General features: G+C 69.7%; 19 protein-coding genes. 12 read left to right on the plus strand and 7 right to left on the minus strand.

Going from position 1 to position 18,793, the window contains the following annotated elements:
* Positions 1 to 23 precede the first annotated feature (23 nt).
* The 6 genes from VNT59_RS06915 (at position 24) to VNT59_RS06940 (ending at position 4,054) form a co-directional block, all read left to right on the plus strand.
* The gene (locus tag VNT59_RS06915) at positions 24 to 647 is read left to right on the plus strand and encodes a transcriptional regulator (RefSeq protein ID WP_325497590.1); all 624 of its coding nucleotides are present in this window, start codon (positions 24 to 26) and stop codon (positions 645 to 647) included.
* The gene (locus VNT59_RS06920) at positions 631 to 1,056 is read left to right on the plus strand and encodes a hypothetical protein (protein WP_325497591.1); all 426 of its coding nucleotides are present in this window, start codon (positions 631 to 633) and stop codon (positions 1,054 to 1,056) included. The genes VNT59_RS06915 and VNT59_RS06920 overlap by 17 nt, the downstream gene beginning before the upstream one ends.
* A gap of 114 nt (positions 1,057 to 1,170) precedes the next feature.
* Positions 1,171 to 1,488 (plus strand): AbrB/MazE/SpoVT family DNA-binding domain-containing protein, encoded by a 318-nt coding sequence (locus VNT59_RS06925; protein ID WP_325497592.1) that lies wholly within the window; start codon positions 1,171 to 1,173, stop codon positions 1,486 to 1,488.
* A gap of 17 nt (positions 1,489 to 1,505) precedes the next feature.
* Positions 1,506 to 1,937, plus strand: coding sequence for a putative toxin-antitoxin system toxin component, PIN family (locus VNT59_RS06930; RefSeq protein ID WP_325497608.1), 432 nt, complete (start codon positions 1,506 to 1,508; stop codon positions 1,935 to 1,937).
* Positions 1,934 to 3,424: a class I SAM-dependent DNA methyltransferase gene (locus tag VNT59_RS06935; RefSeq protein WP_325497593.1), complete on the plus strand. Its 1,491-nt coding sequence runs from the start codon at positions 1,934 to 1,936 to the stop codon at positions 3,422 to 3,424. Before VNT59_RS06930 ends, VNT59_RS06935 begins: the two co-directional genes overlap by 4 nt.
* Positions 3,425 to 3,514: 90 nt before the next feature.
* Entirely contained in the window at positions 3,515 to 4,054 is a 540-nt protein-coding gene (locus VNT59_RS06940) for a DUF2726 domain-containing protein (RefSeq protein WP_325497594.1), read from the plus strand.
* A 35-nt stretch (positions 4,055 to 4,089) separates the two neighbouring features.
* Here VNT59_RS06940 and VNT59_RS06945 read toward each other — a convergent pair whose 3' ends face one another.
* Complete coding sequence (locus VNT59_RS06945; RefSeq protein WP_325497595.1) at positions 4,090 to 4,482, minus strand: universal stress protein; 393 nt, start codon at positions 4,480 to 4,482, stop codon at positions 4,090 to 4,092.
* Positions 4,483 to 4,633: 151 nt separating this feature from the next.
* Here VNT59_RS06945 and VNT59_RS06950 point away from each other — a divergent pair, with 151 nt between their 5' ends.
* Complete coding sequence (locus tag VNT59_RS06950; protein WP_325497596.1) at positions 4,634 to 8,065, plus strand: DUF748 domain-containing protein; 3,432 nt, start codon at positions 4,634 to 4,636, stop codon at positions 8,063 to 8,065.
* Positions 8,066 to 8,134: 69 nt separating this feature from the next.
* Here the strand turns inward: VNT59_RS06950 and VNT59_RS06955 are convergent, their stop codons facing one another.
* Positions 8,135 to 8,446, minus strand: a complete 312-nt coding sequence (locus tag VNT59_RS06955; RefSeq protein WP_325497597.1) for a BON domain-containing protein — start codon at positions 8,444 to 8,446, stop codon at positions 8,135 to 8,137.
* Between the two features lie 291 nt (positions 8,447 to 8,737).
* On the opposite strand from VNT59_RS06955, the gene VNT59_RS06960 reads away from it, so the two are divergent.
* On the plus strand, positions 8,738 to 9,895 hold the full coding sequence (locus tag VNT59_RS06960; protein WP_325497598.1) for a sensor histidine kinase: 1,158 nt from the start codon (positions 8,738 to 8,740) through the stop codon (positions 9,893 to 9,895).
* A 55-nt stretch (positions 9,896 to 9,950) separates the two neighbouring features.
* Here VNT59_RS06960 and VNT59_RS06965 read toward each other — a convergent pair whose 3' ends face one another.
* The 3 genes from VNT59_RS06965 to VNT59_RS06975 all read right to left on the minus strand — a co-directional run bounded on the left by VNT59_RS06965 (position 9,951) and on the right by VNT59_RS06975 (position 12,071).
* A complete protein-coding gene (locus tag VNT59_RS06965; protein WP_325497599.1) occupies positions 9,951 to 10,271 on the minus strand; it encodes a hypothetical protein in 321 nt (106 codons plus the stop codon).
* Positions 10,272 to 10,303: 32 nt separating this feature from the next.
* A complete protein-coding gene (locus VNT59_RS06970) occupies positions 10,304 to 11,035 on the minus strand; it encodes a serine protease (protein WP_325497600.1) in 732 nt (243 codons plus the stop codon).
* 64 nt (positions 11,036 to 11,099) lie between these two features.
* The gene (locus VNT59_RS06975; protein WP_325497601.1) at positions 11,100 to 12,071 is read right to left on the minus strand and encodes a LysR family transcriptional regulator; all 972 of its coding nucleotides are present in this window, start codon (positions 12,069 to 12,071) and stop codon (positions 11,100 to 11,102) included.
* Positions 12,072 to 12,163: 92 nt separating this feature from the next.
* Between VNT59_RS06975 and VNT59_RS06980 the strand changes: the two genes are divergently transcribed.
* The 4 genes from VNT59_RS06980 to VNT59_RS06995 all read left to right on the plus strand — a co-directional run bounded on the left by VNT59_RS06980 (position 12,164) and on the right by VNT59_RS06995 (position 16,358).
* Positions 12,164 to 13,147 carry a tripartite tricarboxylate transporter substrate binding protein gene (locus VNT59_RS06980; RefSeq protein WP_325497602.1) on the plus strand — a complete coding sequence of 328 codons (984 nt, stop codon included), beginning with the start codon at positions 12,164 to 12,166 and terminating at the stop codon, positions 13,145 to 13,147.
* Between the two features lies 1 nt (position 13,148).
* Positions 13,149 to 14,609: a D-aminoacylase gene (locus VNT59_RS06985; protein WP_325497603.1), complete on the plus strand. Its 1,461-nt coding sequence runs from the start codon at positions 13,149 to 13,151 to the stop codon at positions 14,607 to 14,609.
* Positions 14,602 to 15,336 carry an aspartate/glutamate racemase family protein gene (locus tag VNT59_RS06990; protein ID WP_325497604.1) on the plus strand — a complete coding sequence of 245 codons (735 nt, stop codon included), beginning with the start codon at positions 14,602 to 14,604 and terminating at the stop codon, positions 15,334 to 15,336. Before VNT59_RS06985 ends, VNT59_RS06990 begins: the two co-directional genes overlap by 8 nt.
* Positions 15,337 to 15,422: 86 nt before the next feature.
* Positions 15,423 to 16,358, plus strand: a complete 936-nt coding sequence (locus VNT59_RS06995; RefSeq protein WP_414708358.1) for an N-carbamoyl-D-amino-acid hydrolase — start codon at positions 15,423 to 15,425, stop codon at positions 16,356 to 16,358.
* A 24-nt stretch (positions 16,359 to 16,382) separates the two neighbouring features.
* On the opposite strand, the gene VNT59_RS07000 is transcribed toward VNT59_RS06995, so the two are convergent.
* Both VNT59_RS07000 and VNT59_RS07005 read right to left on the minus strand, forming a co-directional pair.
* A complete protein-coding gene (locus tag VNT59_RS07000) occupies positions 16,383 to 17,081 on the minus strand; it encodes a substrate-binding domain-containing protein (protein WP_325497606.1) in 699 nt (232 codons plus the stop codon).
* Between the two features lie 18 nt (positions 17,082 to 17,099).
* Positions 17,100 to 18,793: xanthine dehydrogenase family protein molybdopterin-binding subunit (locus VNT59_RS07005; RefSeq protein ID WP_325497607.1), on the minus strand; the 1,694-nt coding region annotated here is incomplete at its 5' end.

Raw genomic sequence — 18,793 nt, forward strand, 5'->3', positions numbered from 1 at the left:
GAGTGGGTATTAAAATGCCCAAAATGGGTACAGTCAGCTCCCGCAAACGTGCACCGGCGCAGGTCAGTCTCGCTTCGGCGCTCTTCGGCACCGCCCAGCAGCGTGTGCTGGGGCTGTTGTTCGGCCAGCCGGACCGCAGCTTCTACGCCACGGAGCTGATCGCGCTCGCCCGGGCGGGCTCGGGCGCCGTGCAGCGCGAAGTCGAGCGGCTCGTGCAAAGCGGACTCGTGACGGTCCGGGCGGTCGGCAACCAGAAGCACTACCAGGCCAACCCCGCGTCGCCGATCTACGAAGAGCTCTGCGGGATCGCGCGCAAGACGGTCGGAATCGCGGAGCCGCTGCGAGCGGCGCTCGTACCACTGCAGGCACAGATCGAGGCGGCGTTCGTGTTCGGCTCCGTCGCCAAGCAGTCCGACCACGCGGCGAGCGACATCGACGTGATGATCATTTCGGACACGCTGGAGTATGCGGATGTGATTCTCGCGTTCCAACCAGTGGCCGAGGGCCTCGGACGCGAGATCAATCCGGTCATCTACACGGCCAAGGACCTCGCCAAGCGCGTCAAGGATGACAGCGGGTTCGTGAGCCGCGTGCTGTCGGAGGCGAAGGTCTGGCTGTTCGGAGGCGAAGATGACCTCCGCGTTTGAGAACCTTTGCGGCCCCGGCAAGCCGCTCCAGCCGGAACCCGCGAACGCCAAGGAGTTCGAAGGGCTGTGCGCCATGGGTCTGGACAAGCTGGCCGATGCTCACCGGCAGGGGCTGAAGCTCGCCAGCCAGTTCGATCTGGCCTACAACGCAGCGCACGCGCTGTGCCTCGCCGCGTTGCGGTGGCACGGCTATCGTGCCGGCAACCGCTACATCGTCTTCCAGTTGCTGCCGCACACGCTGCAGCTCGGCCCGGAGGTCTGGCGCATCCTCGCGAGGTGCCACGATGTTCGCAACCTCGGCGAATACGAGGGCATGCTCGACATCACCGAGCGGCTGGTAACGGACCTGCTTGGCGCGTGCGACAAGGTCGCCGAGAAGGTGCGGGCGCTCAAGCCACCTTCCACATGAACGCACCCGGTTCCCAGCCGGCTTGCACACCTGGCGCATCGTCGATTTCCGCGATCTGTGGACGCGATGCCAGTGATCTGTTAGAGTAAGGATTCCTTACTTCCGGAATTTTCCATGCTGGCCAAGATGACCTCGAAAAACCAGCTCACGCTGCCCAAGAGCGTCACGCAGGCGGTCGGGGCGGCGGAGTACTTCGACGTGGAAGCCCGGGCCGGGCAGATCATCCTGACGCCGGTGCGCATCCAGCGCGGCGACGCCGTGCGCGCCAAGCTGGCGGAGCTGAACCTGCAGGACTCGGACGTTGCCGCCGCGGTGGCCTGGGCCAGGGCGCAAGCGCCCGGCCCCGCGCCCGCATCAGAGCCCGGCGCGGCGTACGAGGTTCGAGCCAAAGCGAAGAAGGCCCCCGCGAGCAAGCGCGCGCGCAAGACATGAGTGCGCCGTTGCGCGCGGTGCTCGACACCAATGTGGTGTTGTCGGCGCTGGTGTTCGGCGGCGGTCCGGCCGGCCGCCTGCGGCTGGCCTGGCAGCGGGGGCTGGTGCTGCCGCTGGCGAGCACGGCCACGGGGCAGGAGCTGGTGCGCGTGCTTGCGTACCCGAAGTTTCGCCTGAGCCGCGAGGAGCAGGGCGAACTGGTGGCCGACTATCTGCCTTACGTGAAGAGCGTGCGCATCCCGAATCCCCCGCCAACCGTGCCCGCCTGTCGCGACCCGATGGACGTCGCATTCCTGCATCTGGCCGTGGCCGGCAAGGCGCGAGTGCTGGTGTCGGGCGACGGCGACTTGCTGGCGCTGGCGAACGTGTTCGAGCGCGCCGGCGGTTGCCCCATCCTCGGCCTGGAGGCCTTCCTGCGCCTCCACTCTTTCGATCAACTTGCCCCATGAACACCAGCACCCTGGTCCAGAAGCTCTGGAACTACTGCAACGTCCTGCGCGACGACGGCATGAGCTACGGCGACTACGTCGAGCAGCTCACGTACCTGCTGTTCCTGAAGATGGCCGATGAGCGCACCAAGCCGCCTCATAACCAGAGGAGCATCGTTCCCGCGGCCTCTTCCTGGCCGACCCTCCTGAAGAAGGATGGCGACGACCTGTTCGACCACTATCGTCACGTGCTGGAGGAACTCGGGAAGGAGAAGGGCACGCTGGGCCTGATCTTCGGCAAGGCGCAGAACAAGTTCCAGGACCCGGCCAAGCTGCGCCGCGTGATCGCCGACCTGATCGACGCCGAGACCTGGACCATCCTCGGCGCCGACGTGAAGGGCGACGCGTACGAAGGATTGCTGGAGAAAAACGCGCAGGACACCAAGAGCGGCGCCGGCCAGTACTTCACGCCGCGCGCGCTGATCCAGGCGATGGTGGACTGCATCGCGCCGAAGGCCGATGAAACGATCTGCGATCCTGCCTGCGGCACCGGTGGCTTCCTGTTCACCGCGTACAACTACATCGTTCATCACAACAAGAACCTGACCCGTGAGCAGACCAAGCACCTGCGGGATGCCTCCTTCACGGGCTACGAACTCGTTCCGGCGACGGGGCGCCTCTGTGCGATGAACCTGATGCTGCACGGCATCGGCTCCGAGAAGTCGGTGCCGGTGGTGGTGGGCGACGCGCTGGCGGCCGATCCCGGCAAGCGCTACGACGTGGTGCTGGCGAATCCGCCGTTCGGCAAGAAGAGCAGCACGGTGATCCTCGGCGAGGACGGCCGCGCCAGCACCGAGAAGGACATCGTCGAGCGCGACGACTTCTGGGCCACCACCAGCAACAAGCAGCTCAATTTCGTGCAGCACATCAAGACGCTGCTGGACATCCCCGGGCGCGCGGCTGTGGTGGTGCCGGACAACGTGCTGTTCGAGGGCGGCGCCGGTGAGACGATCCGCCGCAAGCTGCTGCACGAGTGCGAGGTGCACACGCTGCTGCGGCTGCCCACGGGCCTGTTCTACGCGCAAGGGGTCAAGGCCAATGTGCTGTTCTTCGACAAGAAGCCGGCCAGCCAGACGCGATGGACGAAGACGCTGTGGATCTACGACCTGCGGACCAACAAGCACTTCACCCTCAAGACCAACCCCCTGCGCCGCGAGGAACTCGACGAGTTCGTCGCGCTCTACAACCCGGCCAACCGCAACAAGCGCAAGGCGACATGGAGCGAGGACAAGCCGGACGGCCGCTGGCGCGGGTATTCGTACGACGAACTGGTCGCGCGCGACAAGGCGAGCCTCGACATCTTCTGGCTCAAGGACGACTCACTCACGGACAGCGACAACCTGCCGGCGCCCGAGGTAATCGCGCAGGAGATCGTGGAGGACCTGCAGGCGGCGCTGGAGCAGTTCAAGCTGATCGCGGGCGATCTGGGCGCGGACGTGGACGCGTGAGGCCTGAGCGCACCGTGTTTCGCAGCTGCCTCTGCGCGAGGACTGAATCCGAGAGCTTCTCACGAGGAAAGGGGTCAGACGATGAGTGCAATGTCGAACGTGATCACGATGGCAGTCGTGGTCGGCGCGGCAGCCATTGGTGTCGCTGTCTTGAAAGCCAAGTTAGCTGGCACAGAGGGTGCCGCAGGCAAGTTCAAGGCCAAGCCGCTGCTGACGGCCAACGAGTTGGAGTTCCTGGCTCGCCTGGAAGCAGCGGTACCGGAGCTGCGCTTTTGCCCCCAGGTGGCCATGGGTGCGCTGCTCGACCCCGCCGTTCCGCGAAGCGATAGGAAGGCGTATTACCGGTTGCGCGGCATGTTCTCGCAGAAGATCGTGGATTTCGTTGCGCAGGCGCGGAGCGATGGCTCCATCGTCGCGATCATCGAACTTGACGATCGCACGCACGAGTCAGAGAAGGATTCGAAGCGAGATGCCATGCTCGTGATCGCGGGTTACCGTGTGGTGCGCTGGAATTCACGGTCGAAACCGGACGCTGCAGCCATCAGGGGGGCGTTGTCTCCCAAGTCAACCGAGCCCGCCGTTGGCGACCTGGCTGCGGCGAGCCATCGCCGACCAACAGCGCAGGCGTGACGCGCTTGCCTCGGGAAAGCCCGCGGGCCCCGCCGCTACTTCGCCTTCACCGCCAGCACCGGACAAGGGACGGAGAGCAGCAGCTCCTGGGCCACACTGCCCATGATCAGCTTGCCCACCGGGGAGCGCTTGCGCAGGCCGATGATCAGCAGCGATGCCGGCAGCGATTCGACCAGCGCCTGGATTTCCTCTACGGCATCCTTGCCGCGGACGAACTGCTTGAACTGCGCATCGAGGCCGGCGTCGCGCAGCAGCTGTTCCACCCGCTCTACGTCCGGCACATCGGCCATCGACGCGTCTTCCTTCTGCCCGCCGGGACTGGCATTGACCACGATGAGCCGCTCGTTGCGGCGCTTGGCGATTTCCATTCCCTTGTCCAGTGCGGCTTGGCCTTCGGGACGCGGGACATAGGCGACGAGGATGGTCATCGGTTCGCTCCTTGTTGAGTTTCCATAAATACTACGCCCCTGGCGCCCGTCCGTCCGAAAGGCGGATCGCCGGTCGACTATCCTTCTGGTGATCGGCGGCTGGAGCCGCGCGTTGCAGGTCCGCATCGCTCGAAGGCACAACATGCAGTTCATGTCCTTGCGTTGGCAGCGCTGGCTCGCCGTGGCGGCCGGCCTGTTGGCGGCCTACGCGGCGCTGGGCTTCTGGCTGCTGCCGCTGCTGGTCAAGGATCAGCTGCCCCGGCTGGCCCAGTCACAGCTCGCGCGCCAGGCATCGGTCGGTGCGGTCGAGTTCAATCCCTTCACCTTGCGGCTGGCGGCCACCGACCTCCGGCTGGCGGAAGCCGACGGAGCACCGCTGTTCTCCGTGGGCCGGCTCGACGTCCAGCTGCTGTGGCGTTCGATCGTCCGGCGTGCCTGGACCTTCGCCTCCGTCCGGGCGGCGGCGCCGGCCGCCAACCTGGTGATCGCACCGGACGGCCGCTTCAACGTGGCGGAACTGCTGGCCACGCTCTCGCGCCATAGCCAACCGGCGTCCGGCGACTCCCGCCTGCCGCGCATCGTGATCGAGCGCTTCGTGCTGGAGCAAGGGCGGGTGGAGATGCACGACCGCCGCGCCGGGTACGACAACCTGTTCTCGCCGATCGACTTCACGCTGGCCAATTTCAGCACGCTGCCCGACCAGGCCGATGCGCACACGCTCAGCGCCGAGTCGGCCGGCGGCGGCACGCTGCGCTGGAAGGGAACCGCGTCGGTCAACCCGATCCACGGCAGCGGTGAGCTGACGCTGGATCAGGTCGCGCTGCCAGCGGTCGGCGTTTACCTCAAGTCGTACACGCAGGCCAGGGTGGCCGCGGGTCGGCTCTCGGCCACGCTGCCGTACCGCTTCTCCTATGCCGACGGCACGTTCGCCGCCAGACTCGCGGGCGCCAAGCTGGCATTGGCCGACCTCGCGTTGGCGCGCGAGGGCGCGACCGATTCGTTCGCTGCGTTGACGCGCCTGGAAGCCAACGGCATCGATGCCGATCTGGCGGGCCGGCAAGCCACCGTCGCACTGGTGCGGGCCGATGGCGGCAAGCTCACCGTGCGGCGCGATGCCAAGGGCGATGTCGACCTGGCCAACCTCATGATCGCCAGCGCCGGGCCGGCAGCGGCTCCGGGCAACGGCGCCGTGGCGCCGAACAACTGGAAATTGGACGTTCGTCAGCTGCTGTTCGACCGGATGGCGATCGCGGCGATCGACGAGTCCGTGAGCCCGCCGGTGAAGCTGGACGCCGGCACGGTGCGGCTGCAACTGCGGGTGGCCGCCGAACGGCAGGGGCCGGACTTCCGGTTGAAGCTGGACGATGCCGCATGCACGGCCGCCGATCTGACGGTGGCCGGCGGCACGCAGCCGCCGTTCAAGCTGGCGGAGGCGGGCTTCACCGAAGGCACGGTCGATCTCGCTGCGCGGCGCGTCGTGATCGAGCGCCTGTACGCGCAGGGCGGTCAGGTGCAGGTGACGCGCGATCGGCAGGGCGCGATCAAGGTCCCGGGGCTGTGGCCCAGGCCGGCTGCCGCGGCGCCTCGGGACCCGACACCAGCGGCAGCGCCGGGCGCGCCGTGGAGCGTCGTTGCGCGCAGCGTGGAACTGGGCCGCTTCAGCGGTGACGTGCAGGACGAGGCGCTGCGCGTCAAGGTGCACGTGAACGATCTTGGCGTGAAGGTGGCCGGCGCCGGCAGCGACCTGATGCAACCGGTCAAGTTCGACGCCGGCCTCGTCCTGCGCGAGGGCGGCCAGCTGTCGGCCCAGGGCAGCGTGGTGCCTGAGAGCGGCGCGGTGCAGGCCAGCGTGCGCCTGCAGAAACTCGCGCTGGCGCCGCTGCAGCCGCTGCTCGCCCGGCACGTGAAGCTGAAGATCGCCGGCGGCCAGGTGTCGGCGCAGGGGCGGCTCACCAGCGGGGCCGGCACGGCCAGGAGCGCCGCGCTGCGCTACGTCGGCGCGGTCAGCGTCGCCGGACTCCGGTTGAAGGAAGACGACGGCGACCTCTTCGCCGAGTGGCGCAACGTCAGTGCCGCGAACCTCACCGCCACCTTCGGCCCGAACCGCCTGGAGATCCCGGAGCTGCGGGTCGTGGATGCCGATGCCAAGCTCGGCATCGAGAACGACCGCAGCTTCAACGCGGCGCGGCTGCTGGTGCGTCAACCGGCTGCCACGTCGCCTGCGCCGAGCCCTGCGACCGCGCGTGCGGCGCCGGCCGTGGACGATGCCTTCCCGGTGCGCATCCGCCGCCTGCGCCTGCAGAACGCCAAGCTGGATTTCACCGACCTCAGCCTGCGGCCGCAATTCAGCGCCAAGATCTACGAGCTCAATGGCGTGGTCAATGGGCTGTCGTCCGACCGCAAGGCGCGCGCCCGGATCGAGCTGGACGGACGCGTCGACGAGTTCGGCTCGGCGCGCGTGCGCGGCGAGCTCAACCCGTTCGCGCCGCGCAACAACACCGACGTGAACGTCGTGTTCAAGAACGTCGACATGGTGCCGACGTCGCCGTACGCGATGAAGTTCGCCGGCTACCGCATCGCCGAGGGCAAGATCTCGCTGGACCTGCAGTACAAGGTGCGCGACGGGCAGCTCGAAGGGGCCAACCAGATCGTCATCGACAAGCTGCGGCTCGGCGAGCGCGTCGACAGCCCCGATGCGTTCAAGCTGCCGCTGGAACTGGCGATCGCGATCCTGAAGGACAGCGACGGCCGCATCGACCTGGGCCTGCCGGTGTCGGGCGACATGAACAATCCGCAGTTCAGCTACGGCGCGCTGATCTGGAAGGCGGTGGGCACCCTGCTCACGCGCATCGTCACGGCGCCGTTCCGCGCCATCGGCCGGCTGCTGGGCGTGAGCGGCGAGAAGCTGGAAGGCGTGGAGTTCACCGCCGGCAGCGAAACACTGGCGCCGCCCGAGCGCGAGAAGCTCAAGCAGATCGCGCAGCTGCTGGCCAAGCGGCCGCAACTCAAACTCACGGTGCCGGCGCAGTACGGCGAAGCGGCCGACGGCGCCGCGCTGCGCGCGCGCGCGGTGCGTATCGAGATCGACCGCCGCGCCGGCGTCAAGCTGCAGCCGGGCGAGGAGCCCGGGCCGGTGGACTTCGGCAATCGCGCCGTGCGCAGCGCGATTCGCGAGCTCTACGCCGCGCGCTTCGGCGAGGCGGAACTCGACCAGCAGAAGAAGGCGGCCGAGACCGCGGCGCCGGCGCCGGCCGCGGCGGCGAGTGCGGCCGGCGAGCGCCAGATCGAGGCCGCGCCCGGGAAACTGGCCTTGTGGCAGCGCGTGGGCAAGATGATCCAGGGCGAGCCGCAGGTGGCCGACGCGAGCGCGTTCTACACGGCGCTGCTGCAGCGGCTGAACCAGACGCAGCCATTGCCCGAGGCCGAACTGGCGCGGCTGGGAACCCAGCGCGCCGACGCGGTGCTGGCGGCGCTGAAGGAGGCGGGCGTCGATGCGTCGCGCGCCGCGGCCGCGGCGCCCGAGAAGATCGAGTCCGCTGCCGGCAAGCCGGTCTCGCTCAGGCTGGCACTGGGAGCGAGGTGACCCGCCCGGGGCTGGTGCCCCGCGCGGGGCCGTCTCCCTGTTTGAAGCGTCGGTTCACGGCGGTGCGGCTCACTTCAGGCGCATGTCGTTGGCGACCGAAGTCACGCCGCTGACGCCCTGGGCCACCGCGACGGCACGGTCGCTGCTGGCGCGCGAGCTGACGAAGCCGCTCAGTTGCACGCGGCCCTTGAAGGTTTCGACGTTGATCTCGGCCGACTTGAGCGCCGGGTCGTTGAATATCGCCGTCTTTACCTTGGTGGTGATGGCGGTGTCGTCCATGTACTGGCCGGTGCTTTCGCTCTTGTTGGTGGAGGCGCAGCCGGCCAGGCCGGTGAGGGCGATGGCGGCGACGACGATGCTGGTGCGGGTGAAATGGGTCATGGATGCCTTGGATGTGACGTGCCCGTGGAGGGTGGATCGCTGGTGGGCCGGACAGTGCCTGCAGCGAGCGGTGAATGGGCTTTGGGGTGTCCCCGCATCCGCGGCGTTGTTGTTCTGGGGTGGACGAATGGTTACGTACTCAACGGTTTCCGTCTGTAGTCCGCCAAGCCGCGTGGCGGACCCGCAATGGCTGGGCCGGCGTAGGACATCGCGCTGCAACGCGACCGTGGAAGGCGCCGGCGTGTTAGAAGCTTCCATTGGCTGGCTCAGCCGACTACCCTTCGCATACCCATGACGCTTTCGCGCTTCATTACCGACAACATGGAGGCGATCGTGCGCGAGTGGCAGACCTTCGCGACCACCATGGAACCGGCCGCCTCCACCATGAGCGAGCTGGCGCTGCGCGATCACGCCAAGCCGATCCTGCTGGCGATCGCCAAGGACCTCGAATCGAGCCAGACCGCGCTGGCCCAGGCCGAGAAGTCCAGGGGGCTGGCCGCCCCGCTGTCGGCGCGCGAGACCGCGGCGGCCACCCACGGGGCGCTGCGCCACGTGAGCGGCTTCGACATGAACCAGCTCGGGGCCGAGTACCGGGCGCTGCGGGCCAGCGTCATCCGCATGTGGACGCTGGCCCATCCCAGCGCGATTGATTCCTCGGTTCTGGAGGACATGATCCGCTTCAACGAGGCGGTGGACCAGGCGGTGGCGGAGTCGACCTCGCGCTACGCCGCCGAGCTGGCGCTGTCGCGCGACACGTTCATGGCGATCCTGGCGCACGACCTGCGCAGCCCGCTCAGCGCCATCACCATGCTGTCCCACCTGCTGGAGCGGGGCGCCAGCACCGACAGCGCGCGCAAGCAGTCGGTGCAGATCCAGCGCAGCGCCAAGGAGATGGCGGGCATGATCCGCGAGCTGCTGGAATACAGCCGCACGCAGCTGGGCAAGGGGCTGCCGGTCACGCCCAAGCCCTGCTCGATGCTGGCGATCTGCCGCGCGGCGATCGACGAAGTGCGGTCCGCCCGCCCGGACCGCAGCTTCCGCCTCGAGGTGCCGGACGACCTGGTGGGCCTGGTCGACGACGCGCGGCTGCGGCAAGCTCTGTCCAACCTGCTGAACAACGCGGTGCAGCACGGCGATGTCGAATCGCCCATCGGCCTGCGCGTGCGGCGTGAGGGGATGGAGGTGGTGATCGAGGTGACCAACCTGGGCACGCCGATCCCGAGCGAATCGCTGCAGGTGATCTTCGACCCGCTGGTGCAACTGTCCACCAGGTCGGCGGCGGCGCCGGAGCGGCCATCCACGAATCTCGGGCTCGGCCTGTTCATCGCCCGCGAGGTCGCGCTGGGGCACCACGGCACGCTGGGGGTGACCTCCGACGCCGAGCATGGAACGGTGTTCACGATGCGGCTGCCGACCATGGACGATCCGCTGCTTCCGCCGGCCCGCTGAATCGGGGCATCCATCAGCAGCGGTGCCGCTGGGCCACCCTACCAGCCCGGACCCGTCACGACTGCGGCGGCTCCGCGTGGATCGCGGCGGCAATGGCGGCGATGACGGCTTGCGCGGCCAGCCGGTCGCGCTCCGTCACGTCGCCCAGCGCCGCGGCCACGGCCGCTTCCACCGACACCGAGCGTGCCGCCTGGGCACAGCGCTCGCGTTCGGCCAGGACGGCGTCGCGCACGTGGATGTTGGTCGAGTGGCTCCCGTAACGGCCGGGCCCGAGCACCGGACTGTGCGTGGAACCCGCCGAATCCTGCTGCGCCGAGCGCGCCGCGGCCTCGTCCCGGTTGTGTTGTTCCCATTCGAGTTCCTTGCGGTTCGCCATGGCGTTCTCTTTGTCCGGTCGGCTCAGCCGACTCATTCGGTGAGCGTCAGCAGGATATCGGCGTACCAGGCGCAGTTCAGGCCCAGCGACTCGTCGACGCCTTCTTCGCGGGTGCCCATGTCGAGGCGGGCCGAATGGATGCCCAGCAGCGTCCACGGCAGCTGCGGATCGCCGTTCGGGTTGCGGATCACGACCGGCGCGCCGCTGCTGCCGCGATGCAGGCGCGCATCGGTCAGGAAGAATCCCTGGCCCTGGAACCGCACGCCGAAGGCCGACGCCACTGCTGCCTGCCGCGCCACCGGCAGGCGGTAGACAGTGTCGTAGAAGCCCAGCGGAAAACCGACCACCAGCAGGCTGGCGCCGATGCCGATTTCCTCCAGTGCCTGTTGCAGGTGCGCCGGGGTGAACGGACGGACGGCGGTCTGCCGCGGCACCACGGCGCGGTCCAGTTCGACCACGGCCACGTCGATCGGGCCACCGGCGTCCTTGCCCTCGCGCCACACGCTCCTGCCGTCGCAGTACAGCGGGATCGAGATGACGGTGGTGCGGGTGAGGTCGACCGCGTCGTCGTGCAGGGTGATCTCGATGCGGTCGGGATGGTGTCCGCTGGCGTCGTCCATCAGCACGTGCCGGCTGGTGACCACGAACAGGCGCTCGCCGCGCTGGAAGAAGAACCCGCTGGCGGCCGTCAGCACGCGAGTGCCGTCGAAGGTGGCGACGCGCGTGGCCGCCAGCAGGAGAGGTTCGATCGCCGGAGAGTCCATGCCCGCAGTCTCGCACGTTCGCGCCGGCAACGCGCGCCGTTCGCCGGCCGGCTTCGCCCCTGCCTCAGCCGTTCTCGGCCTGCAAGATCTGGCCCACGGCGGCCAGAAAGCGCGTGGCCAGCACCGGCAGCGGCGCCAGGTTGGAGGATATGGCCCAGATCCCCACCGGCGTCGCCGGCTCGATCGCCCGCACGACCATGCCGGGCGGCAGGGTCGGGGGCAGGCTCCAGCGCACGACCAGCGCGGCGCCGAGCCCCTGCTGGGCGAACGCGATCGCGGTCACCGGCGAATGGACGATGACCTGCGCCGACGCGGCGGCCTCGGCGCCGAGCAGCCCGGACACCAGCTGCCCCAGCGGCGCGCCCGGCGGATAGCCGATCCACGGGCTGGAGCGCAGGGCGTCGACGCTGAGCACCGGCTGGCCGGCCAGCGGATGGTCGCCGGGCATCAGGCACACCAGCTGGTCCTGTCCCAGTGGCGTGGCCTGGAGATTCGCGTGCACCGGCGCCAGCATCGAGATGCCGACGTCGGCGTCGCCCGTCAGAAAGCGCGCCGCGACTTCGTCGTAGGTGACGTTGCGGCAATCGATCTGCACGTTCGGGTGGCTCTGGGCGAACCGCTGCAGGGCCAGCGGCACCAGCCGCTGCGCGTAGCTGGCGCTGGTGACCACGCGCAGGCTGCCGGTGCCCGAGCGCGCCAGGTTGACCGCCAGGTCGTTGACCCGCCGGATGCCGCGATACAGGCCCTCCACCTCGCCGAACAGGCGCTGCGCCTCGGGCGTGGGCACCAGGCGCGTGCGTTGGCGCTCGAACAGCTTGAACCCCAGCCTGCTTTCGGTCAGCGCCAGCACCCGGCTGATGGCGGGCTGCGAGACGTGCAGCATGCGGCCCGCGCCGCTGACCGAGCCGGCGACCATGATGGCGCGGAAGACCTCGATCTGCCGCAGGTTGAGCGGGCTGCGCGGCTCGCCGGCGCCCTCGGCCTGGCTGACGAACGATTCGTCCTCTGCCCGTCGCGACCCGGAACCCGAACCCATAACCATCCCTTATTGGCTGTGCACATCAATCGATGATGCGATTGTGCGGCACGCCCGTATCCTCCCCGGCACAGCCTTTCTCCCTTCAGACCATGCGCAACTTCAAGCCGACCCAGTGGCTCGCCTGCATCGCGGCGGGTGCTTCCATCCTCGCCGCCGGCCCGGCGGCCGCCCAGTGGCCCGAGCGGCCGATCAACTTCGTGGTGCCTTCGGCCGCCGGCGGCTCGCCCGACGTGCTGTCGCGCGTGATCACCAACGAATTGGCGAAGGTGCTCAAGACGCCCGTGGTGGTGGACAACAAGCCGGGCGCCGCCGGCAACATCGGCCTGTTGCAGATCATCAACAAGCCGGCCGACGGCTACACCATCGGCTACGGCAACGTGAACACGCTGGCCGTGAACCGATCGCTGTTCAAGAAGCTGCCCTACGACGTGGACCGCGACCTGGTGCCGGTGGCGCACGCGTTCGACCTGTACAACGTGATGATCGTCCGCGCGGACTCGCCGTACCAGACCGCGGCCGCCGTGATCGATGCCGCCCGCAAGTCGCCCGGCAAGCTGTCGTTCGGCGCTCCCGGCGTCGGCACCACCGGCCACATGAGCGGCGAGCTGTTCCGCAGCATGGCCAAGATCGACGTGCTGTACGTGCCCTACAACGGCGGTCCCGCCGCGCTGCAAGACCTGCTGGGCGGCCGCACCGACTACCTGTTCGCCAATTCATCCGAAGTGGTGCCGCTGGTCGCCGCCGGCAAGGTCCGCGCGCTGGGCGTGACCAGCCTGAAGCGCCTGCCGCTGCTGCCGAACGTGCCGACCCTGGACGAAGCGGGCCTGAAGGGTTACCAGACCGTGAGCTGGGGCGGCGTCGTCGCCGCCAGGAACACGCCGCCGGAGGTGGTGACCAAGCTCAACGCCGCCATGCAGCAGGCGCTCAAGGCGCCGGCGGTGCGCGAAGGGCTGGCCAGGCTGGGCGCGGTGCCGGCCGGCGGCACCCCGGCCGAATTCAAGCAGATGATCGACCGCGAGACCGCCCGCTGGGCGAAGGTGGTCGAGGACGCCAAGATCGAGAAGCTGGACTGACGTGAAGCCGCTTTCCGCGACCGGCCGCTGGGCGCTGACCGGCGGACTGGTGGTCGACGGCAGCGGCGCGCCGCCGCGGCTGGCCGACGTGCTGATCGAGGACGACCGCATCGCGGCCGTCGGCCCGGCCGGCAGCATGCCGGCCGATGTGCCGGCGCTCGATGCCGCCGGCCGCGTGGTGGCGCCGGGTTTCATCGATTCGCACACGCACGACGACGGCTACCTGCTCGCGCATCCCGACATGACGCCCAAGGTGTCGCAGGGGATCACCACGGTGGTCACCGGCAACTGCGGCATCAGCCTGGCGCCGCTGGTGCGCGAGCAGCTGCCGCAGCCGCTCGACCTGCTGGGCCCGCCGGACCTGTTCCGCTTCGCGAGTTTCCGCGCCTGGATGGACGCGCTGCGGGCCACCCCGGCGGCCGTCAACGTGATCCCGCTGGTGGGCCACACCACGCTGCGCGTGGCGGTGATGGCCGACACCCAGCGCGAGGCGACCGCCGACGAAGCCGCGCGGATGCAGGCGCTGCTGGCGCAGGCGCTGGAAGCCGGCGCCTTCGGCATGTCGACCGGCACCTTCTATCCGCCGGCGCAGCATGCTTCGACGCAGGAGATCGTGAGCGTGGGCGGGCCGCTGCTGCAGTACGGCGGCGTGTACGCGACGCATCTGCGCGACGAGGCGGACCACATCGTGCCGGCGATGGAAGAGGCGCTGCTGATCGGGCGCGCTCTCGACTGCCGGGTGGTGTTCTCGCATCACAAGCTGGCCGGCGGCCGCAACCACGGCCGCTCGCGCGAGACCCTGCGCCTGCTGGAGCGCGCCGCCACGCTGCAGCCGGTGTGCCTGGACTGCCATCCCTATCCGGCGACGTCGACCATGTTGCGGCTGGACCGGGTGCGCATCGCGCGCCGCACGATGATCACCTGGTCGCAGGGCGATCCCCAGGCGCGGGGCCGCGACTTCGCCGACCTCCAGGCGGAACTGGGGCTGGACGACGAGCAGCTGCTGGCGCGCCTGTCGCCGGCCGGCGCGATCTACTTCCTGATGGACGAGGCCGACGTCGAGCGGATCATGCGCCACGAGCTGGCCATGGTCGGCTCGGACGGGCTGCCGTTCGACCAGCATCCGCACCCGCGCCAGTGGGGCACCTTCACCAACGTGCTGCGCACCCTGGTGCGCGAGCGCGGCGTGCTGCCGATCGAGACCGCCATCCACAAGATGACGGGACTGGCCGCCGGCAACTACGGCCTGGCCGACCGCGGCCTGCTGCGGCCCGACCAGCGCGCCGACATCGTGGTGCTGGACCCGCAGCGCGTGAGCGACCGGGCGACCTTCGAGGAGCCGATCCAGGCGAGCGTCGGCATCGACGGCGTGTGGGTCAACGGCCGCTGCGTCTGGGACGGCGCGCAGGCCACCGGCGCCTTGCCCGGCCGGGTGCTGACCCGAGGCGCCAGCCATGGCTGAACCGCGCGACAGGCCGGTGCTCGGCGTGCTGGGCGGGATGGGCCCGCTGGCCGGCGCCACCTTCGCCGGCCGGCTGGTGGCGCTGACGCCGGCGGCACGCGACCAGGACCACATCCCGGTGATCCTGCGCAACGACCCGCGCGTGCCGGACCGCTCGTCGGCCCGGCTGGGGCAGGGCGAGGACCCGCTCGAAGCGATGCTGCGCGGCATCCGGCTGCTGGAGCGCGCGGGCGCCGACCTGATCGCCATTCCGTGCAACACCGCCCATCTGTGGTTCGACCAGCTGGCCGCGCAGGCCAAGGTGCCGCTGCTGCACATCATCGAGTCGGTGTGCGACGACCTGGAGCGGCTCGGCGCCGGCGGCTGCCGCGTCGGCCTGATGGGCACGGCCGCCACCTTGCAGCTCGGGCTCTATCGCGGCCCGCTGCAGCGGCGCGGCTTCGACGTGCTGGAGACCGCGCCGGAAGACGTGCGCTTGTGCACGCAGGCCATCGACGCCGTGAAGACGAACCACCCGGAGCGGGCCCTGGCGCCGGCCGCCGCCTGCATCGAGCGGCTGATCGAACGCGGCGCGCAAGCCGTGGTGCTGGGCTGCACGGAGCTGCCGCTGGCGGTGCCGCACGCCGGTCGCCGCGCCTTCGGCGTGCCGCTCACCGATTCGATCGACGCACTGGCGCGGGCGGCCATCGCGCGCTGCACCATGGCGGCGGCGCCGGCCGAAGCGTGAGCCGCGCGGCGGGCCGGCCGGTCCGCCCGCGCACTTGATACATTGCGACTGAAACTGGAGAGCGAACCTTGACTCAGAAACGGACGATCGGCCTGGCCGTGGCCCAGTTGGGGCCGGTGCACCTGAGCGACAGCCGCCAGGCCGTGGTGCAGCGGCTGCTGGAGATGATGCGCGAGGCGAAGGGCCGGGGCGCCGAGCTGGTGGTGTTCCCGGAGCTGGCGCTGACGACCTTCTTCCCGCGCTACTGGATGGACGAGCAGGAAGCGCAGCAGAAGTTCTTCGAGACGGCCATGCCCAATCCGGCGGTGCAGCCGCTCTTCGACGAAGCCAGGAAGCTGGAGATCGGCTTCTACCTCGGCTACGCGGAACTGACGAAGGCCGGCAAGCCGTTCAACACCGCGATCCTGGTGGACCGCGGCGCCAACATCGTCGGCAAGTACCGCAAGATCCATCTGCCAGGGCACTCCGACCACAAGCCGCAGGCGCCGTTCCAGCACCTGGAGAAGAAATTCTTCAACGTCGGCGACCGCGGCTTCGGGGTCTGGGACACCATGGGCGCGCGCATCGGCATGTGCATCTGCAACGACCGGCGCTGGGCCGAGACCTACCGCACGATGGCGCTGCAGGGCGCCGAACTGGTGGTGCTGGGCTACAACACGCCGTCGCAGAACATCCACTGGAACGAGCCGGTGCACCTGCGCACCACGACGCACCTGCTGGCGCTGCAGGGCAACGCGTACATGAACGGCGTGTGGGTCGCCGCCGCCGCCAAGTGCGGCAGCGAGGACGGCTTCCACATGATCGGCAGCTCGGCGATCGTGGCGCCCACCGGCGAGATCGTCGCCCGCACGCTCGGCGAGGAAGACGAAGTGATCGCCGTGCAGGCCGACCTGCGCCTGGGCGAGCTGTTCCGGCAGAACGTCTTCAATTTCGCCAAGCATCGCCGGCCGGAGCACTACGGCCTGATCACCGGGCGCGTCGGCGCCGGCGAACCGCTGCCCCAGCCGCCGCTCGAGGATTGACCTTCCGGGCCGGCCCGGCGCGCCTCAGAACTCGAAGCCGCCCTGCTTGCGGATCGCCGCCGAGGCGGGGCCGGCGACGAGCGCGGCCAGCTGCTGCGCCAGGGCCGGCTGCTGCGCCTTGCTGCAGATGCCCAGCGTGTAATCGGTCGCCAGCTCGAACTCCTTGGGCAGCGAGCCGGCCAGCTCGACGCCCGCCGTGTAGTTGATCTCGGTCTCCTGGGTGCAGCCGATGACGTTGCCCTCGTTCGATTTCGCCATCTCGGCCATCGCGGTGGCGCCGTTGGGATAGGGGCGCAGCGCCGCCTTCAGCTCCTGGTCCAGCCCCAGCGCCTTCAGCACGTTCATGAAGTGGATGCCGGCGGTGGCCTTCTCCGGATCGGGGTAGTAGATCGCCTTGGCGGCGCGGAACGCCGCGGCGAGCTCGTCGCGATTGCCGATCTTCGGATGCGGCCGTCCCGCCGGCACCGCGACGCCGGTCTTCACCAGCCCCAGCGACCGGGCCGAGCCGGCCACCACGTGCCCGGACTCGACCAGCTTGGTCACCAGCGGCCGGGTCAGGATCACCAGGTCGCACGGCGCCCCGGCGAGCAGCTGGTCGCGCATCTGGCCGACGGCACTGAAGGTGCCGTTGACCGTGGCGCCGCTCTCGCGTTCGAACTGCGCCTGCACGCCCTTCACCACGGCCGCCGCGGCGCCGCCGCTCAATACGTTCACCACGCTCATTGCTTATTCTCCATTCGATCAGTCATTCTGTGCCGCGGCCATCAGCGCATCGGCCGTGAACGGCATGGTGCGCAGGCGCACCCCCAGCGCGTCGTGGATGGCATTGGCGATTGCTGCCGCCGTCGGTCCCGCGCTGCACTCGCCGGCGCCCAGCGACGGCAGGTCGGGGCGGTCGATCAGCGAGATCTCCACCGGCGGCACGTCGCCGAAGGTGAAGATCGGATACGACTCCCAGTCGTCCGAGCGGATGCCGGCCCCACCGATGTCCGACGCCTCGCGCAGCGTCCAGCTCGCGGCCTGGATCGCGCCGCCTTCGATCTGGTTCCTGGCGCCGTCGGGATGCACCACCAGGCCCAGGTCGGCCGCGATGTACAGGCGCGTCAGTTTCACTTCCTCGTGCAGCACGAGGTCGGCCACCACCGCGCAATAGCCGCCGGTGTTCTTGTAGCGGGCGAAGCCGATGCCGCGCCCGAAGCCTTCCTCGCCGCTCGCCGGCCGCCCCCAGCCGGCCAGGCGGGCCGCCTCGCGCAGCACGGCCTGGGCCCGGCCGTCCTCGAGATGGGCGAGCCGGTATTCCAGCGCATCGCGGCCCAGGGCCCTGGCGATCTCGTCCATCATCGATTCGGCGGCCAGCACGTTGGCGTGCGCCCCGAGCGAGCGCAGCGCCGAGACCCGCAGCGGCATCGCCAGCACGCGATGGTTGACGACCAGTCCTCGCGGGACGACGTACGGCGGCACCGCGTTGCGGTCCGAGCCGCCGCCGGTGTCCGGCGGCTGGTTGACGGCCATCGTGACCGGGAACGCATTGGCGGTCTGCCAGGCGCCCAGCAGCGCCGGCGTCTTGCCGCGCCCGGGGCGGGTGCCGTGGCCCTGGCTCCAGACCTCCTGCTTCCAGGACAGCAGGTGGCCTTCGCCGTCGACGCCGGCTTCGACCGCCACGCTCATGGCGCAGCCCAGCGGGGCGTTCGCCATCTCCTGCCGGCGCGTCCACTGCAGGCGCAGCGGCCGGCCGTCGGCATGCCGGGCCAGCCACGCCGCGTCGAAGGCCACGTCGTCGGCGCCGTTGTGGCCGTAGCATCCGGCGCCGTCGGCATGGCACACCGTCACGGCCTCCACCGGCAGGCCGAACGCCAGCGCCAGGTCGCGCCTGAGGTTGAAGATGCCCTGCGTGTGGCTCCACACCTGCAGTGCGGCGCCGTCCCAGTGCGCGATCGCGCAGCACAGCCCGATCGACGCATGCTGCAGGTAGGCGCGGCCGTACTCGGCGCGGAAGACCCGCGCCGGCGGCGGCAGGGCCTGCGCCGGCTTGCGGTCCAGGATCGGCGTGCTGTCGAGCGGCTGCGACCGGAGCCAGGCGGCCAGCTGCCCGGCGGCGGGGACGGACGGTCCCTGGCTCGTCCCGGCGGCAGCCGTCGGCGTCCAGGGCTGCGCTTTCTCCACCATCTTCGCCGCCTTCGCCAGCAGGTGCTCGGCCTCGGCGATCACGCCGACCAGCAAGCCGTCGCGCACGACCGTGACGACCCCGTCGAGGGCCGCGAGCCGCGGCTCCAGCTCGGCCCAGGCGGCCTCGTCCGGCTGGGCCTGCAGCACCTTGGGGCGGAACACCGCGCCATGCCGCATGCGTGGCAGCACGAGGTCGTTGATGAACTCGAACTCGCCGAACACCTTCAGTTCGACGTCGCTGCGGCGCAGATGGCCGAGCGACGAGGGAC

It is taken from the genome of Ramlibacter sp. (assembly GCF_035554825.1).
In the GTDB taxonomy this organism is placed as follows: domain Bacteria; phylum Pseudomonadota; class Gammaproteobacteria; order Burkholderiales; family Burkholderiaceae_C; genus Ramlibacter.

What these genes read in the sequence shown, in the direction of transcription:
- VNT59_RS06915 (WP_325497590.1), top strand. Translation starts at nt 24, where the DNA reads ATGGGTACAGTCAGCTCCCGCAAACGTGCACCGGCGCAGGTCAGTCTC.
- VNT59_RS06920 (WP_325497591.1), top strand. Translation starts at nt 631, where the DNA reads ATGACCTCCGCGTTTGAGAACCTTTGCGGCCCCGGCAAGCCGCTCCAG.
- VNT59_RS06925 (WP_325497592.1), top strand. Translation starts at nt 1,171, where the DNA reads ATGCTGGCCAAGATGACCTCGAAAAACCAGCTCACGCTGCCCAAGAGC.
- VNT59_RS06935 (WP_325497593.1), top strand. Translation starts at nt 1,934, where the DNA reads ATGAACACCAGCACCCTGGTCCAGAAGCTCTGGAACTACTGCAACGTC.
- VNT59_RS06940 (WP_325497594.1), top strand. Translation starts at nt 3,515, where the DNA reads ATGTCGAACGTGATCACGATGGCAGTCGTGGTCGGCGCGGCAGCCATT.
- VNT59_RS06945 (WP_325497595.1), bottom strand. Translation starts at nt 4,482, where the DNA reads ATGACCATCCTCGTCGCCTATGTCCCGCGTCCCGAAGGCCAAGCCGCA.
- VNT59_RS06950 (WP_325497596.1), top strand. Translation starts at nt 4,634, where the DNA reads ATGTCCTTGCGTTGGCAGCGCTGGCTCGCCGTGGCGGCCGGCCTGTTG.
- VNT59_RS06955 (WP_325497597.1), bottom strand. Translation starts at nt 8,446, where the DNA reads ATGACCCATTTCACCCGCACCAGCATCGTCGTCGCCGCCATCGCCCTC.
- VNT59_RS06960 (WP_325497598.1), top strand. Translation starts at nt 8,738, where the DNA reads ATGACGCTTTCGCGCTTCATTACCGACAACATGGAGGCGATCGTGCGC.
- VNT59_RS06965 (WP_325497599.1), bottom strand. Translation starts at nt 10,271, where the DNA reads ATGGCGAACCGCAAGGAACTCGAATGGGAACAACACAACCGGGACGAG.
- VNT59_RS06970 (WP_325497600.1), bottom strand. Translation starts at nt 11,035, where the DNA reads ATGGACTCTCCGGCGATCGAACCTCTCCTGCTGGCGGCCACGCGCGTC.
- VNT59_RS06975 (WP_325497601.1), bottom strand. Translation starts at nt 12,071, where the DNA reads ATGGGTTCGGGTTCCGGGTCGCGACGGGCAGAGGACGAATCGTTCGTC.
- VNT59_RS06980 (WP_325497602.1), top strand. Translation starts at nt 12,164, where the DNA reads ATGCGCAACTTCAAGCCGACCCAGTGGCTCGCCTGCATCGCGGCGGGT.
- VNT59_RS06990 (WP_325497604.1), top strand. Translation starts at nt 14,602, where the DNA reads ATGGCTGAACCGCGCGACAGGCCGGTGCTCGGCGTGCTGGGCGGGATG.
- VNT59_RS07000 (WP_325497606.1), bottom strand. Translation starts at nt 17,081, where the DNA reads ATGAGCGTGGTGAACGTATTGAGCGGCGGCGCCGCGGCGGCCGTGGTG.